This is a genomic window from Psychroserpens luteolus, assembly GCF_021032705.1.
GTDB lineage: Bacteria > Bacteroidota > Bacteroidia > Flavobacteriales > Flavobacteriaceae > Psychroserpens > Psychroserpens luteolus.
This window is the reverse complement of sequence record NZ_JAHVXI010000008.1, coordinates 48,994-67,745: the sequence shown is the minus strand read 5'-3', so window position 1 is coordinate 67,745 and position 18,752 is coordinate 48,994. Positions and strand designations below refer to the sequence as shown.

Here is an 18,752-nt window from a genome sequence, read left to right as displayed (position 1 = left end):
ATGTTAAGATTAGTCTATTACAAACGCAATGAAAAATGTCCTTTGACCTGAAAGGAAATATTATCTTTTTTAACATTGGCAACAAACCAATAATCATTTGCAGGCATAAGATTACCATTGTACAAACCATCCCATCCTCTAGAGTTAGAATCTAGGGTGGTTAGCATTTTTCCATAACGATCATAGATGTATACAACTGTACCAGTTAAGGTTTCTACACCAGTAATATGCCAGGTATCAAAATAACCATCATTATTAGGTGTAAAGAATTTCGGAGCATCGATGACAACGATCTCTTTTGTTGTTTCTGAACATCCGTTTAAATCAATAATAGTTATGGTATGATATCCAAGACTTACATTTTGGAAAAAGCCTGTATCTTGTGGTGGATTGTCATCTAATTGATACAAATAATTTCCAATACCACTAATGGTTACTGTAATATTGTTTGGATCGGAGAAATCTACAGTTTCAGTGATTTCGATGGTCGCGGCTTCAGACTCAGATACAGAGAATACTCGTGTTGTTTCACAACCGTTTGGTGTAGTTACTGTCACGGAATAAGTTCCAATATCTGTAATTTCAATTTCAGGCGTTGTTTCGTTAGTTGACCATACATATGTATCACCAACATTGTTTGTGTTTGCACTAACAATAAGTGGTAAGTTGTCTAAACAGATGACTTGATCATCTAAATCAATGACTGGTTTTTCAAAAACAATAGTCATAAATTGAGTTGTGCTATAACAGCCAGTTGCGTTATTCTCGACACGAACATAAATAGTTTCATTTGTTATCGCATCATAACTATCTCCTAAGTCATTTGTACCTTGATTAGCTAATAGTATATCATTATAGTAGGTAACTGTGAATGCGTTAGGATTTTGACCGCCCAGAATTTGAGCATTCTGTTGTGTTAAGTCAACTACTAAAAACCCATCAAAATTATCATCACAAGCTTCTAAATCATTGGGCTGATTAGCTATAGGTAACGAATTTACCTGTAGGTTGAACTCATAGATTGTAAAACAATGCGTTGTAGAAAATTCTACACGAGCAAATAGTGTATCATTATTGGTTTGATAGTTATAGTCGTTAGCTAAAGGATTTTCTTGGTTACGTGCATCTGGTTCAGAAGCATAATAACTCACTAGGACGTTTGCCGTCTGATCTAGTAATGTTGCATCAATTTCAGATAAATCGAATAGGTCATTTTCATTATCACAAATTTGATAAGCTCCAAAATCATTAATCGCAGGAGGAAGGTTAACGTCTAACTCTAAAGGAATAGATACGAAGCAATTTGAAATGGTATTCGTCACTCGAATGAAAACAGTTTGCGGATTCGTGAGGTTGGTATAATTGCTCGGATTCTGAATAGCATTTGTATTCGCTTCCAGATCTTCCATAGTTTCGAAATAGGTCACCGTAATGTCATCTTGCCTTACATCGAGAATATCAAATTCCGCTTGAGTAAGATCAAAGGTTACAATGCCATCGTAATCTTCATCACACATCGATATAGGCAATGCTGGATTAGCTTCGGGTGATTGAATGATATTTAATTCAAAACTTGTAATCGAATTACAAATAGTTCCATTATCGATAACCACAAAAATTTGTTGTGGATTTAGAGTGTTTGTATAGTTTAGAGGTAGTGCATCGATGTCGTTTTCAGCATTAGACAATGAGGTATAGAATGTAATATCTAAGGTGTCATTAATACCTTGTGAAATTTCTTGGACTTTAGTGTTTAAGTCAAAAGTTTCACTTCCATCATTTGAGATGTCATCACAAACAAACCAATCTGTTGGAGTATTAAATACAGGATTTGTACCTACTTCAATAATAAAAGAAGCTGTTCCGTAGCAATCGGTATCTGTAATATTTTGAACTCTCACAAAGATGGTTTGAGGGTTTGATGTATTTTGATATGCTATAGCTTTATCAATTGGATTCGTGTTATTATCTGCATCGGATTGATTTAAAAAGTATAGCGTTTCTTTTCCTGTTTGGCCGTTTAATATTTCAGCATCTTTAGTAGAAAAGATAAAATCACCTACATTATCACTTTGGTCTTCGCAAATCTTATAGTTTGAAATTGCGGTAAAATTAGGAAGTGTGTTAACGATGATTTCTATGCTTTCGGTAGAATGACATCCAGTAATCGTGTTTTCTATTCTAGCAAAAACAGTCTCTGTGCTAGCAGCATATGATGTTGCTGTCGCAATTACATTAGTTGCCGAATCTGCATCACTTTGAGTATTGTAAAATGTGATACTTCTATCAGTAGTGTCGCTCACCAACTCTGAAATTTTACTATTCAAATCAATAATAGATACACCGTCCTGATCGTCATCACAAATAATAATATCTGTAGGCTGGATTGATAAAGGAGCAGGTAAAACTTCGATCACTAGTGGGTTAATATCTGCACAAAATGTAGCGTCAGACCTAATTCTAACGAATAATGTCTGAGGGTTAGACGTATTCGTATATTGTGTTGATAGCGCATTTATGCCTGCATTAGCATCAGCTTCTGAAGCGTAATAAAAAACAGTAAAATCTGGTAGACCGTTTGTAATTAAATTATCATATTGACTCAAATCTATAGTTGTAAATCCATCTTGGTCTGTATCACAAACCAATTGATTGTCTACAGGATCAAATTCAATAATTGGGTAAATTATTAATTCAATTTCGGCAAATTCTTGACATTCAGGACTTGTAATTGTTATGTAAAGTGTTTGAGGATTTGAAGTTGGAATAAAAGGAGTGTTTGTATCCATAGGATTTGCCTCATTGATTCTATCTTCTTCGGTCAAATAAAAAGCTACTGAAACATCATATTCCATTACTTCCTCAACGTCATTAATTATAGTTTCGCTAATACTTATTAAATCAAACTCTTCAATACCATCATTATTTACATCACATAGAACAAAATTTCTAATATCTGTTGCAGTTAGTAATAGATTTGTATGAATTTCAATAGGTGTAGTAGTTGCACAACCTGTATTAGCATCTTCTACTCGAACAAAAATGATTTGTTCATCAGTATTTATATTTGTGTAATTGGTCTCATTTGCAATAGCATTTACACCTAGATCAGCATCTTCTTGAGTTTCATGAAAGGTGACATTAACACCAGTTAATCCTTCTAAAATATCATCAATTGCAGCGGTGAGATCAAAGTTGGCAAAACCATCATGATCGGAGTCACAGGCTTCGATATAATAATCATCTGTATTAATAACAGGATTATTCAAAACCTCAATATCTAAGGTTGTTGTTGTAGAACATCCCGTGTTTATATTTGTGACATTAACAAAAAGTGTTTCATTTGCATTCGTATTCACATAAGGCAACGGAATGGCATTTATACCATTATCAGCATCATTTTGTGTGAAATGATAGGTGACACTTAAATCGAAATTCCCATTTGTAATCTCATCATCTTTTTGAGATAAATCTATGGTTGTAAAACCATCAGCTGTAGCATCATCACAAACCATTAAAGTTGTTGGTTGTGTAATAATAGGTAAGGGGTTAACGACTAGATTAAAACTTTGAAATGCCAAACATCCAGTAGTTGTATCTTCTATTCTTACAAATATCGTTTGTGGGTTTGAGGAGTTTTGAAAAGACCCTGATACTGCATTTGCAGCATTTTGAGCATCATTGGCTGTAAGATGATAGCTTACTGTATAATTTGAAGCAGGAACAGCTGCTATAGCTTCAGCGTCTTTTGTAGATAAATCAAAAGTTTCTGTTTGGTCAGCACCAGCATCATCACATAATTCATAATCTGAAATTGGTCCAGCTGATTGTGTTGAACTTAAAATTACAGATACGCTATCTTCTATCAGACAAGTAGAACCAGCTAAAGGAATTTCAATTTCCACTCGGTAATCTCCAGATTGAGTCACATCTAAAGTTGATTGTGTTTCGCCAGGAATGCTGTTGTTATTTAAAAACCAAGAGTATGTAGCTAACGGATTTTCAATATCTCCATCTAAAGTTACTAGGTCTGCACAGGTTTGAATATTTGGACCTAAATTTACTGTAGAATTAAAACTATTTCCTTCAATGAATACAGCTGAATCATAATTTTTATCGGTTTGATCGGCTATTATTAATTTGATATGATACTGAACGTTAGGCTGTATACTTGCTGTTGCTGTCATTACAGTTGTACGACCATTATAATTAGTGTCGCTTAGATTGTAACCTTCAAAGAATTGGTCGTTTGAGGCACTACAAAAGCCAACAATTTCATCATGAATGGTGTTTGTATTTACGGGAGTGGTTGTTCCAGGAATTACTGCAATATTAACATATGGGTCATTGGTACCTGCTTCTTTAATAAGAAAAGCAAAACCATCAGAGTATTCACAAGGGAAGTTTCCAAAATATTCTTCAGATGCTAGGATATAATTAAACTGGATTTGGTTTGCAACCGATACAAAGTCGAACTCTATCGACGTAGCATTTAGTGTTCCAGTGATTCCAAGAGCGGTTTCTAAATCTGAATCAGTTGTCCAATTGGACTCTCCTTCATTTAAAACAGCTGTATTTACTGTATTTCCTCCAGATGCAGCATTACCTGTAGATAACATGATTCCGTTTTCAAAGGGAAAATTAGAACCAGCTCGCTCGAAATAGGCAAAACTATTAAATCCGTTAATTTGACCATTAACTTGGGATTGAATATTAGACGTTTCAACACAACCTTGAATAAGATTGTTTTCTATAAGTTCTTGTTCTGTAAATGAGTTATTGATACTAATTTGCTGGGCACCAATTGTGCAGCACATAAGACATGCAATAATGAAGAGGGATTGTTTCAAAAATGTCATTTGTAAGCGGTTAAGTTATAATATCACAACCTAGTTAGTTTGGGACTTGTTTGATTATAGATATTCTGTTGGATGGAAAAGTAGATGTAATTTAGATGAAATACAAAAAAAGACGACGAATAACATGAAATTTTAACACTTATGATCTCTTAAATGTCCATTAAGGTCCAAATTGTTAAATTATTGCAGTTTTCGATAACGAAATCATCATTGAAGTCTTTCTCTTTTATTCATTGATTTGAATGATGTTTAATCTCGAATTTTCATTTAATAAGTCCATATTGAAACAAATTCTCTCGCCAAAATATTTAATATATAAAGCGACGAAACACATTTAATTGTGCTTCGTCGTTATAATTATTAGTGATGTGTTTACTAACACAGGAAATTGGACTACAACGGTATGATTTTCCCGATTGACTAACGTTAAGATTTGGAGCTGTTTCTCCTGGGAAGAATACGTCGTTGTAGTACCAAGGTAGGTTCCTGCTTAAAATTTGTAAGTAGGTAATTGTGTGATTTTAAAGTATTGTAATCATCTTGACGAAAATTGTTTCATGATTGTTGGTTGGTTGATAGTCACAATTCGGAAAAATAGGAGGGAGCGATTGTGAACATCAGATTGATTTCAATAGAAAACTAGGATTAAATAAGTTAAAGCACAAAAAAATAAGATGAATTACATCAAATTTTAACATTTCTAGTAATTTACGTACACCCAGCCTACCAGTGGTCGATAGTTTACATCATTAAGATCAAGAACATAGAAGTACGTACCAACTGGTACACGTTTACCATGATTATTTAAACCTCTGTTAATCAAGCCATACCATTTTTTGTTATTATCGCCCTCAAAAATTAATGTGCCATAACGGTTAAAGATTTTAAGTTTATGATCTTCAAAAATATCGTAGAGCCCTTGAATATTAAACCAATCATTTGTGCCATCGTCATTTGGTGAAAACCCTTCAGGTACATAAGGTGGACAATTTTCTACTGAAAGGTCAAACTGGTACAAATCATAGCAAGGTGGATTGTATACTTTGATATATATAGTTTTTGGGTTACTTGTATTCGAATAGGCTTCAGGGCTTGAAATAGCATTTATATTAGATTCTAAATCGTCTATGGTTTCGTAGAATTCAACTTCTAATTCAGTCGTTATGGCGTTTTCAAAAAGTTCTACTAAATTAAAAACTGCACTATTAAAGCCTTCATTACACGCTATTTCATCAGGTAGTATTTGAATAGGAGGAATAACTAAAAGCTCAATAAGTTCATCATCAATATTGTTATTTTCATTGATTTCAGTAACAATTCCATTTCCAGTGCCATCATCATCAATAATTAAGGTCAACAAGAATATATCGTCTATAGTATCTGGTAATGTTATTGTAATCGTACCACTTTCTGAAGCATCTATTAAGATGTCGCTTTGTGTTTGTGTTTGTCCCACAAGAATACCATCAGCATACAATGCTAAAGGTGTGTTTGCAGGCAAAGGATCTGTACTATTGGTATTAAAAACAGTGTAATCAACAGTAAGACTGCGATCACCACAATTGATAATATAATCATCAAGTACGATTGTTGCATCTGGTAATTGACTATTTAAAACAGTAACTATATTATTTATAATTATGAGGTCTGCTCTAAAAACACCAAACTCATCAAAATCACCAGTAGTCATTTTTATGATAGCGCTTGTATCACCAATGTTGATGTTATCTTGAATATCATAAACGTCTAAGTCTGCATTATAAAATGTACTCGAATTTGTAAAACTATTAGTACCATTAAACGCATTGTCACTTAAATTTAGTGGTGGGTTTGATAAGATATTATCGTTAATAGATAAGCTTTCACCGAAGTTTAGGTTGTTATCGCCTTCCCAAGCTAAAAATCCAATTTTTGCACCTTCATTATCAATCACATTAAGGTTATCTATTGTAATGGTTTTTTCTTGATTATTTCTATTAATAATCTCTAAGCCTTGATATAGATTTAATTGATTTAATGGGAGTGTACTATCTTCAAAAATGATATAGATACTCCAGCCAGCAAAGTTGGTTCGATTGTTACAGAATCCAGGTGTATTGGTTAATGTATCCGTTAAATCTAGATCAGATAGTTCATAGAGCGTGTTTCCCTCGGAAATTATAAAATCGGTAATATCTGCATAGCATGAAAAATAAGTAAGCGTATCCGCTAAAGGCTCTGAATAATCCACTGTATACGTGTCTGCAGCGTCTATTGAAAGTCCGTTAAGTGTGACATTTGTGTCTCCAGTACCAGAACCTGCCCAATATAAATAAGCGGCGACTACAGTAGCAGATGACGACAAGTTAAGTGTCGCGCTAGAAGACTCTAAAGGAAAACAAAAACTATCATCTAAATTATTCTCAAACGGATTGAGTGTATTGCCAATAGCTGTGTAGTCATACCTACCGTTGAATTGCTGGAAAAGTTCAATGTCTTGCGCAAATGAGGGAATTGTAAAAACAAAGGCTACAATAACTATTATGTGTTTTAAGAACCTCATTTAACGATTTTTAGATATTCAATTTACACAAATTTTAGTTAGCGCTTTAATGCAAAATGTCCTTTAAGTGTGCGACCATCTTCTAAAGTCACTACAAACCAATAATCACTTGCAGGCATATTAAAGCCATCAAAGGTGCCATCCCAACCAACGTCAAGCGGATCGAGTTCTTTAAGTAGCTTTCCAAAGCGATCAAAGATCAATATTTGTGAGTTAGGTTGAAAATCTGCTGAAATTCCCTTGACCTGCCAATGTTGATTATACGTATCTCCATTAGGCGTGAAAAATTTCGGGAATCCAATCACAGAGACCAACTCTTCAACAATACCACAATCATTTTCAATATCACGAACATACACGGTATGAAATCCAAAGCTTACATTTTCAAAGACGTTGCTCTCTTGGTATGGTCCACTAGGATCGTCTAGCGCATATTCATAGATGCCGTCACCAGACACAAAAACAGAAATGGAATTATTAGTTGTGGCATCGGTCACTTCAATACTGGTAAATGTAGCAATATCAGAAGGCGATACTGTAATGGCTCTATCTTTAAAGCAACCATCTGTAGAGGTTACTCTAACCGTATAGATGCCAGGTTCATTGACCTGAATTTCAAATTCATCTTCACCAGTAGACCAGTCGTAATAATAATTATTAGGAATATCATCAATAAGGCCACCAGTTAAGGTAATCGTTTCAGGGAAATTATTAAGACAGTAAAAGACTTCTTCTTGAATGACAATATTTGGGAGTTCAAATACGGTAAGCTGAATGTCACTAATTCCAAAGCAAGCGTTCATGTTCTCAACACGTGCATAAATGGTTTGAGAATAAGGAGTTGTGTTGGTAAAGTTATTATTTAAAGGGTTGTCTTCGATTAGTGCCTCTTCATAGGTTTCATAGAAAGTAACATCTAAATCGGCAGGTAATCCAAAGAGAATATCATCAAGCGCATTAGAGAGGTTGAAATTATAAAATCCATCTTCGGTACCATCATCATCACAGACTTCCAAAACAGCATTATTAGAAGCTGTAGAGCTGGTTTCTAAGGTTAGTTGAGCAATATTAGTGCAACCTACAGTAGTGTTGGTTACCAACGCATAGATAGTTTGCGGATTGAAATAATTTTCAAAGGCATCAGCATTGAGTTCATCTTCATCATTTTCCAAATCTGAAAGCGATACATAGAAGTTAATCGTTCTATCGGGAACACCGCCAGTAATATCATCAAAAGCTTGATTAAGGTCAAAAATGGTAAAGCCTTCAGGAATCCCATCTTCATCACATTGAATAAGTGTAGTGTCATTGGCCTCAGGAATTGGATTAACAGTTAAGTTTAAAGGAAAAACACCAATACAATCATTTGCAATTTCTTCAATACGAATAAATACTTGCTGAGTATCAGGCATAGTATTTTCAAACATGGTTGCTATTGGATTAGTATCATTTTCTGCATCATTCTCTGTAGTATGAAATGTGACTGTAAAATTATCAGGATCTTGTCCACTTAAAACTTCAGATATAGTCTCTTCTAAATCAAACTCAGCTATTCCGTTGGTAATATCGCCATCATTATCATTATCACAAATAATCAAATCACTGGGCGCATTCGCATTGATGCTCCTTACATTCAGATTAAATTGAGTGGTGACAAAACAACCCGATACGGTGTTTTCTATTCTTGAATAAATAATTTCGTTGCTGTTTGTATTCATGTAAGGGCTAGCAATAGGATTATTACCAAGTATAGCATCTTCTTCAGTTGTATGATAAGTCACAACAGTATTGGTTTGTCCACCTAATATAATAGGTGTGTTTTCTTCTAAATTAAAAGAGGCAACTCCATCATCAAAAGGCGCCAGATTATCACATCTGTCAAAAGAAAGTGCAGCATCGTCATTTGGCACTTGTGGTTCTGGAGACTCGGGGAATTGAGCTGTTCCAGTCCATTCTAAACTAAATGGACTATTACCAATAGGTCTATCAATTAAGAGGTAGTATGTTTCTCCTGCTTGAACCGTAATCCAACTAACAAAACTATTTCCATCTGCTCCCGGACCTTCAGAAACATCAGTTTCAGGGTCACTCATTCCAGTTAAATTATTACCTTGATTTGCAGCGGCTGGGTTTGTTGTAGAACATCTAATGGCTTGACCTAAGTTAGCACAAGAATTTGTTGGGCCAAATACTGAAAAATCGTAATCTTCTGTAATCGCACTACTATTTGGTGTGAGTACAAAGCCTAAAGTTCCTCCTTGCTCAAAAGTGAGTCTAAACCAGATGGTATTATTTTCAACCATACCGCAAGCATTAGAAAACGTATCAATGTTTCCTGTGCCACTTACATCTAGATCTACACTAGAATTACCGCAGATTTGAATCGCATCCGAGCAGTCATTAGGCGTTTGCGCTTGAATAAGGTTAATGTATAATAAAAGAGTAATTAATACTGATAATTTTGGGGTTCTATTCATGTAAAATTTAACGTTTTAAAGTAAAATGTCCTTTTAATATTCGTCCGTCTTCTAGCGTAATAACATACCAATAATCATTAGTTGGCATATCAAAACCATTAAAAGTACCGTCCCAACCAGAACCAAGCGGATCAACCTCTATCAGTAATTTACCATAGCGATCAAAAATCAAAACTTGAGTATTGGGTTGAAAATCTGCTGAAATACCTTTGACATTCCAAAATACATTATGTGTATCTCCGTTTGGCGTAAAGAATTTTGGAACTCCAATCACTGAAACCAATTGTTCAACTATTCCACAGTCGTTTTTAATATCTCTAACATACACAGTATGGAAACCAAAACTTACATTTTCAAATAAAGGGCTTTCTTGATAGGGACCAATAGGATTATCCAATGCAAATTCATAAATGCCTTCACCAGTTACAAATACAGATATAGAGTTGTTGAATGTAGCATCTGTCACTTGTATGTTAGTAATGGTAGCAATATTAGAAGCGATTACAGTTATGGTTCTGTCAACAAAACAGCCGTTAGTATTACTTACCCTTACCGTATAAATTCCTGGTTCGTTAACATCAATTTCTGTAGTTGTAGCACCAGTAGACCATTCGTAAGAGTAGTTGTTAGGCAAATCACCAATAACGCCTCCAGTTAGTGTAATTGTATCTGGAGCAGTATTTAGACAATAATATAGTGTTTCTTCTGGTTCAACATCTGGGAGTTCATAAACACTCAATTGAATCTCACTAATACCATAACACGCATTATCATTTTCTACTCTTGCATATACGGTTTGCGCATAAGGGATTGTATTAGAAAAATTTGTAGCTAGAGGGAAACTCTCCAATAAAGCATCTTCATAGGTTGGATAATAAGAAATGGTTAATCCATCGGGTAAACCAGCTGTTATGGCATCATTAGCATCAGAAAGATTAAATGTTGTTAACCCGTCGTTTTCTCCCATATCACAGTCTTCTAAGATTGCATTATTTGCAGTTGTACTACTTACTTCTAAGGTCACTTCGGAAATATTTATACAACCATTATCAGTGTTTTTTACTACTGCATAAATAATTTGCGGATTAGACGTGTTTGTATAATTAACAGATATTGGAGCAATCTCATTTTGCGCATTACTGAAGGTTTCATAAAATTTAACCTGAACGCCATCTGCTGCATTGGAAACAACCTCAGTGACTTCACTCAAGTTAAAAACGGTAACATTGTCGGTATCGTCATCACATTGAAGTATTGAGGCATCATTAGCCACTGGAATATCCTCTGTAGAAATTAAAACAGTAGCGTTGCCTTCAATAGGGCAGCGACCATCGTTGGGCTCGATGAATACTTCATAGAAACCTGGCGTAGTCACCTCTAAAATAAATCCTGTTTCACCATTGAGAACTTGACCATCTTGAAACCATGTATATGTCGCGCCTTCAATATTCATGGCAACTAAATTTTTGCTTTGCCCGCCACATAAAAACAGTTCGCATCGACTTAGGCCGTTATTTACAATATCAATTCGTCGATTAAACCATTGTCTGTTAATTTGTGGTAAAGTCATTCTCACCGTATTTTGAAAGTCATCGTTGATATCGACCAAAAAACTAAATTCAATATAATTGATGTCGTCTAAGTTATTGACATCAGGGTTTGTAATGACGCTCATATAACGCAGATAGTCATTGTTATTATTGTCAAAAATAATATTAGTTCTATAAATTTTATTGTCATTGCCAAGCTGTAGTGCATCACTTGTGGCAAAACCTTGCTCTTCTATAATTTCTATCGAGTTTTGAATACTGTCTGCATTTAAATCCCATCGTAAGAACCGTTTCGGTACATCTAGATCTATCAATCCACCTTCAGCCGTTATTCCATAGAGCCAATTTCCTTGAGAAGAAAACTCAATTGCTCTTGGGTAGTCATTATCATTTTGACCTATAAAAATGTTTTTTCTGTTATCTATAACTCCTGAAGTATTATCAAAGTCATATAAATGAATACTGCCTGGAGTTGAGTATTCTCCTTCAATTTCTGTTGGAAAAGCACTATGCGCAATTGCTAATTTTGTACCATCAGGAGAAGATTTTAATTGTCCAGATCCATAATAAAAAGGATTACCTGTACTGGCAAGAATTCCAATTTCTTGTAAAGGCGCTACTGTAGAAATCACTGGGTTTGGATTTACACCGTTTTCGTCCATTTTAAAGGCATAAAAATTGGATTGAAAATGAGTGATTATCCAATAGGAATTACAGTCTGAACCTCTAACAGCAGTTAGCATCCAACTTGTTTTTATAATGGTTTCGTTAGTTGATTGTGGGTTATAGGTAATAAGCTCAATATCTTTTTGACTTGGTATGACATCGCCTAATCCATTGTCCAACGACATGTCAATTTCAGAATAATTCAAACCGCTATTAATCCCATCATCAAAGAGATTGTTTGCGCCTTTGAAATCTATGGTAAAAATATAGTAGTGTCCAGGATTATTAGGTTTTGGAAGAATAATTGAGTTTTTAAACCCTTTTAAGTCAGTACCATTAAGCAAACTAGCGTTTGGGAATTGCTGATGATTTCTGTTCCAGATGGTTCTACTATCTGAGTAGAACAACAGATTTCCATATTTATCAGAAATCACTGAAGGATAGCGTTCAAATCCAACTTCATCACCTTGAACCATTCCATTGGTATCTGTAACCACATTGTCGTCACAAAAATTAAAATTGACACCAGCATTTTCATTAAAAAACCAATACGAACCTTCGCTCTGACCATAACTGATAAAGCCGATGAGAAGGATTAAATATTGGAGTTTAAATTTCATATTTATGTTAACGTTTCAATGCAAAATGACTTTTAAATACGCGACCATCTTCTAAGGTCACTACAAACCAATAGTCGCTAGATGGCATATTAAAGCCATTAAAAGTGCCATCCCAACCAGGACCTAGCGGATCGAGTTCTTTGAGTAGTTTACCAAAACGATCAAAGATTAATATTTGTGAGTTGGGTTGAAAATCTGCTGAAATTCCCTTGACCTGCCAAAATTGATTATAGGTATCTCCATTAGGCGTGAAAAATTTCGGGAATCCAATTACGGAAACTATCTCATCAACAATGCCACAATCATTTTCAATATCACGAACATACACTGTGTGAAATCCAAAGCTTACATTTTCAAAGACGTTGCTCTCTTGGTATGGTCCACTAGGATCGTCTAGCGCATATTCATAAATGCCGTCACCAGACACAAAAACAGAAATGGAATTATTGGATGTGGCATCGGTCACTTCAATACTGGTAAATGTAGCAATATCAGAAGGCGATACTGTAATGGTTCTATCTTTAAAGCAACCATCTGTAGAGGTTACTCTAACCGTATAGATGCCAGGTTCATTGACCTGAATTTCAAATTCATCTTCACCAGTAGACCAGTCGTAATAATAATTATTAGGTGTGTCATCAATAAGACCACCAGTTAAGGTAATGGTTTCAGGGAAATTATTAAGACAGTAAAAGACTTCTTCTTGAATGACAATATTAGGGAGTTCAAATACGGTAAGTTGAATGTCACTAATTCCAAAGCAAGCATTCATATTCTCAACACGTGCATAAATGGTTTGAGCATAAGGAGTTGTGTTGGTAAAGTTATTACCTAAAGGATTGTCTTCGATTAGTGCCTCTTCATAGGTTTCATAGAAGGTCACCTCTAGATCGGCAGGTAATCCAAAGAGAATATCATCAAGCGCATTAGAGAGGTTGAAATTATAAAATCCATCTTCGGTACCATCATCATCACAGACTTCCAAAACAGCATTATTAGAGGCTGTAGAACTGGTCTCCAAAGTGAGTTCGGCAATATTAATACAGCCAGTCGATGTATCGGTTACTAACGCATAGATAGTTTGCGGATTGAAATAATTTTCAAAGGCATCAGCATTGAGTTCATCTTCATCATTTTCCAAATCTGAAAGCGATACATAGAAGTTAATCGTTCTATCGGGAACACCGCCAGTAATATCATCAAAAGCTTGATTAAGGTCAAAAATGGTAAAGCCTTCAGGAATCCCATCTTCATCACATTGGATGAGCGTAGCGTCAATGGCATCAGGAGAGTTGTTCACTGTAAGAATAAACGAATCTGTACTGTAACAATCGGTATTGGCATTGTTTTCAATACGTACGAAAATCTCTTCTACATTAGGTGTTGTATTGGTATATATACTTGAGTGAGCATTGGTGTTATCATCGGCATCTTGCTGTGAAGGATAGTATGAAATAGTATAGAGTGTCTCATCTTGCGGACCCAAAATACCTACATTTAAATCTTGAAGATTAGTGTTGGTAAATCCATCCATATTATTACCATTAAAATCGGTGTCACAAACCATAATATCATCTAATGTGAGGATAGATGGTGTTATAAAAACACTTAGGGTAAAAGAGGTGGTTGCAAAACAGTTTTGGTTATCATTGTTGTCGACGCGAGCATAAATGATTTGAGGTGTTTCGGTATTTTCAAACAAACCTGTAATTTCGTTTTCATTGGCATCTGCATCATCCTGTGAGGTATAATAATGCACAGTATATTGATTAGGATCTTGCATACCTAAAATATCAGCATCTTGAACCGAGAGATCAAACTGAGATGTTTCGCTGCTATCACAAACAACAATATCTTGCGGTTGATTGCTAACAACTGGAATTTCGAAAAAGCCAATATTGGCTTCCCCAAATATTTCTCTATTGCAGTCATTAGGAATATTATCAATACGTACAGTATAAAACCCAGGTGTAGAGATTTCTAGGTCAAAATCAGTCTCTGATAGTGGATTGCCATCTAATGTCCAAGTATAGGTGGCTCCTGAGATGTCATCGGCTATTAGGGTATAAGTCTGGTCATTACAAAGAGATAATTCGGTTAAAATCACATCAGGATTATTATCTATAATGTTGATTCTTTCCGTAAAGAAAGAAGTGATAAAAGGAGGTAAACCTAGAGTAACACTAGTACCTAAGGCAAGAGGTTGTGCAAAACTATTGTAATTACAAAGAGTACCTGGCTCTTCAGGGTTTTCAATAACATCTAGAGTTCCAGTGTTTTCCGAATTGCTTACATATATTTTATTATTTGGTCCTAATTGCATAGACGAGATAAACTGCGTCCCTTGATGGACTATGGTCTCTGCATTATTATTATCAAGATCAAATTGTCTTACGATAGTGCCAGTAGTTACATAAAGTTTTTTAGAATCGGAAGAAAATTCTGTTCCATAAGTTTGGACATTGGATATTAGATTTACAGGATTACTAACAAGACCTGTGGCATTATCAAAATCGTATAACCAAAAACTCCCTGTTTGTGGTTGACTATTATCATCACTCGGGAGCTGTGAGTCTTGAGCATGGCAAACAGCAATTTTAGTACCATCTGGAGATGATTTAATATAACCTATGCCATTACGTCGATAACCTTGTGTTGTAATATTAGGAGCTAATTGAGAGGTCATAGGTGTTGTGTTCGTAAAACCAAAACTATCTATTTTAAAAACATAGAATGTATCTACAAAATGGGTTATGACCCAAACTGATTGACAATCTGAACCTTGTACTGCTGTTATTTTTTCAGCACATTTATAGAGTTCTTGATCTGGTTGAGTGATATCATAAGTAACTAGATGCACATTTTTTTCGGTATCCACAACATCACCTAATCCACCATTAAGAGTCATATCTACTAATGAATAATTGAATCCATTATTAAATCCGTCATCATCATTAGGAATTGTTTGAAAATCACCGTAGGTCTCATGATATACATCTAATGGGTTTCCATTTTGATCTGCTGGTCCTTGATTTGGAAAAGCCCAAGCATTATTATGGTGAGGTTCATCAACCGTAAAAATATAATATAGATTGTTGTTAGTTGGATGAGGAACAATAACTCCCGAAGAAGTACTAGATGGATCTCCTAATAAACCAGTACCACCAAAATAGTCAGCATTAGGCATAATTTGATTGTTGCTATTCCAAACGGTGCGGCCGTCAGTATAAAATAACAAATTTCCATTTTCATCAGAGATACTAGAACACCCTTCATTTGTATTTATATCAGTTACTGTAGGTGTTACAGTTCCATTACCAAGATCGAAAGCTAATCCAGCATTATTGCCAAAAGCCCAGTTAGTGGCTTCCTGCTGAGCAAATGTGAGGGTAGCAAAAAGTAGCGTTATAAGGATTAAAACGGATTTCTTTTTCATGTAATATTTGCAATTAGCCTAGAAGTGTCAGTTATTAAACAGTTTCAAGCTTGGAATTCCTACTTTTTCTTCGGAAAACTTATCAAACCAAAACCTATAAAATAATAGACACCTAAGCCAATAAAGATATTACAAATCTCGCTTTTTTAATAATCTATACGATAAAAAGATAAATAAGGCTGTCCAAGCTAATACAATTGCGATCTCATGCCAATGCACGGCGAAGTCGTATAAAAACTCTTGACCATTAGGCGCTTTAGAAATTGCGATTCTTTGGAACGGCTGATCAATTAGCTTATACATTGATTTTAATGGGAAGAAATTTTGAATTTTCTCCGCAATATCAACATTAGCTTTCCATGTTATTAGTCCAAAAATAATCCATTCAAGAATATAGAGTACAAATAAGAATGCTAAGGCAAACGCCGAACGTTTTACGAGCATTCCTAAGAATAAACACAAGCTGAAGAAACCAACTAATTTTAAGAAGTAAGCAAATAAGAATTCGGTTTCTCTAAAAATTAAATGCGCTTCATTGATACTAGAGTAGTATAACCCGATGAATAAGCAAATGAGGAATATTAAAATGGTAGCAACCGCAGAGAAAAATATAATGGTATAGAATTTTGACAGAATAAATTCCTTTTTACTCAACCCGTCGATGAGGTTTTGTTTGAGTGTTTTATTGCTATATTCGTTACCGATCATACTGACGACGACAATAGCAAAAAAGAATTTGAATTGCGAAGCAAAAAATGTGGTAATGTGCCATACGATTGGGAAATTGAACAATCCGTAGTCACCTAATTCTAGTACGAAAAAGCCAAAAAAGTTAATTCGTAGTGATGATAGGATAATGACAAAAAATGGTAAAATAAATGATATAAAAATAAGAACCTTACTCGCTCTATTGAGCAGTAATTTTTGAAGTTCTAGTTGTAATAATCTTAACATGGTGGTTGGTTTTTATAGTTTCTGAAGCGACTTCAGAACTGCTTTTGATTGATGATTAGTTATTGTCTGTTAATTGTAAGAACTGCTCTTCTAGGCTTTCTTTACGTTTAACAAGATGAGATAAAATGATGCCTTTATCAAACATCAGCTTATTGAAGGTTTCTGCATCCATCGGATCATTTAAAAACGCTGTGATTAAAGTGTCTTCAACTTTTATATTTCCGAAGGATTTATGATTTTCCAAAAGGTGGATTAATTCATCCTGCTTTTCAGTTTTGAGTTCAAAAAAGCCATGACTAGAAATCATTTCATCAACGCGTCCAGAGTATAGTTTTTCTCCTTTTCTCAAGACCACAACATGAGAACATACTTTTTCAACTTCATCGAGAAGGTGAGATGCTAAAAGTATGGTTGTACCGTTGTTGGCAATATCTTTTATGATTTGTCGTATTTGATGAATTCCTTGAGGGTCGAGACCATTTGTTGGTTCGTCTAAGATTAAAATTTCTGGGTCGTTTAGTAAAGCAGAAGCGATGGCTAAACGTTGTTTCATACCTAAAGAATAGGTTTTGAACTTATGGTCTTTTCTATCTAAAAGTCCAACAACTTCAAGTTTTTCTTGAATTTTACTGTAGTCTACGCCTTTGATCTTACAAACTAGCTTTAAGTTTTGGTGCGCAGTCATGTACGGATAGAAATTTGGTCGCTCAATAATAGCGCCTACTTTTTTTAGAGCATCATGAGTCGAGACATTGCCATCAAACCAGTGAAAGTCACCAGCAGTTTCATTGACAACATTTAAAACGATTCCAAGTGTGGTTGATTTACCACTTCCGTTAGGTCCTAAGATGCCATAGACATTACCTTTGTTTATGGTAAATGATAAATCTTTAACAGCAGTTAAGTACCCAAATTTCTTGGTGAGATTGTTAATGGTTAAAATTGATTCCAAAATTTGATTGATTTTTTTGCAGCACAAAGATCTGCAATGGTTGATTATTTAAATATGACGACTATAAATTAGATTTGTTACAAAAATGATTTGCAGCATCTAAATCTATGCTTCTTAATCTAAAAATAACATTTTTAAAACCAATAGGGTAATAATTAAATTTACACTTAGTTTTATCCACTTCGTATGCTTTTTAGCAATAAGAGCAATGATAGATATAACTGATAGAAAGCCAGCAACAATGAGTAGCTGCGCCAATTCGATACCAACATTAAAGCCAAGTAGCGGCAAAACGATAGATTCGTCTTCAAAAATAAATCGCCTGATGTAATTTGAGAATCCTAGTCCGTGAATGAGTCCGAATACCAATAAGATAAGGTACGTTATAGACAGTTGAGGTTTGTATGATTTATCTTTTAGAAGTATCCAAAAATTATTGAGGCAACTCAATAAAATGGTAATAGGAATTAGAAATTCTATGACATCTGTATTAATGGTTACAATATTAAGACCTGATAAAAAAAGTGTAATGCAATGACCTACAGTAAATGCTGTTACAAGTCCCAGAATTTTTTTCCAGTCTTTAAACGTATAAAGGATACAAAATGAGAGAATAAAGTAGAAATGATCCAGACCTTCAGGATCAAGAATATGATTAACACCTTCGACTAAAAAATCCCAAAATTCATTCATTTT

General features: G+C 34.7%; 8 protein-coding genes. All 8 read right to left on the bottom strand.

Features of this window, described 5'->3' with window-relative positions; genetic code table 11:
- Positions 1-17: 17 nt before the first annotated feature.
- Entirely contained in the window at positions 18-4,859 is a 4,842-nt protein-coding gene (locus KWG70_RS16700) for a T9SS type B sorting domain-containing protein (RefSeq protein ID WP_230937184.1), read from the bottom strand.
- 700 nt (positions 4,860-5,559) lie between these two features.
- Entirely contained in the window at positions 5,560-7,401 is a 1,842-nt protein-coding gene (locus KWG70_RS16695; protein ID WP_230937183.1) for a T9SS type B sorting domain-containing protein, read from the bottom strand.
- 38 nt (positions 7,402-7,439) lie between these two features.
- A complete protein-coding gene (locus tag KWG70_RS16690) occupies positions 7,440-9,878 on the bottom strand; it encodes a T9SS type B sorting domain-containing protein (RefSeq protein WP_230937182.1) in 2,439 nt (812 codons plus the stop codon).
- 7 nt (positions 9,879-9,885) lie between these two features.
- Entirely contained in the window at positions 9,886-12,714 is a 2,829-nt protein-coding gene (locus KWG70_RS16685; protein WP_230937181.1) for a T9SS type B sorting domain-containing protein, read from the bottom strand.
- Positions 12,715-12,721: 7 nt separating this feature from the next.
- Positions 12,722-16,150 carry a T9SS type B sorting domain-containing protein gene (locus KWG70_RS16680; RefSeq protein ID WP_230937180.1) on the bottom strand — a complete coding sequence of 1,143 codons (3,429 nt, stop codon included), beginning with the start codon at positions 16,148-16,150 and terminating at the stop codon, positions 12,722-12,724.
- A gap of 129 nt (positions 16,151-16,279) precedes the next feature.
- Positions 16,280-17,104, bottom strand: coding sequence for an ABC transporter permease (locus KWG70_RS16675; protein ID WP_230937179.1), 825 nt, complete (start codon positions 17,102-17,104; stop codon positions 16,280-16,282).
- Between the two features lie 55 nt (positions 17,105-17,159).
- Positions 17,160-18,056, bottom strand: coding sequence for an ABC transporter ATP-binding protein (locus KWG70_RS16670; protein ID WP_230937178.1), 897 nt, complete (start codon positions 18,054-18,056; stop codon positions 17,160-17,162).
- A 114-nt stretch (positions 18,057-18,170) separates the two neighbouring features.
- Complete coding sequence (locus tag KWG70_RS16665; protein ID WP_230937177.1) at positions 18,171-18,749, bottom strand: HupE/UreJ family protein; 579 nt, start codon at positions 18,747-18,749, stop codon at positions 18,171-18,173.
- Positions 18,750-18,752: the final 3 nt, after the last annotated feature.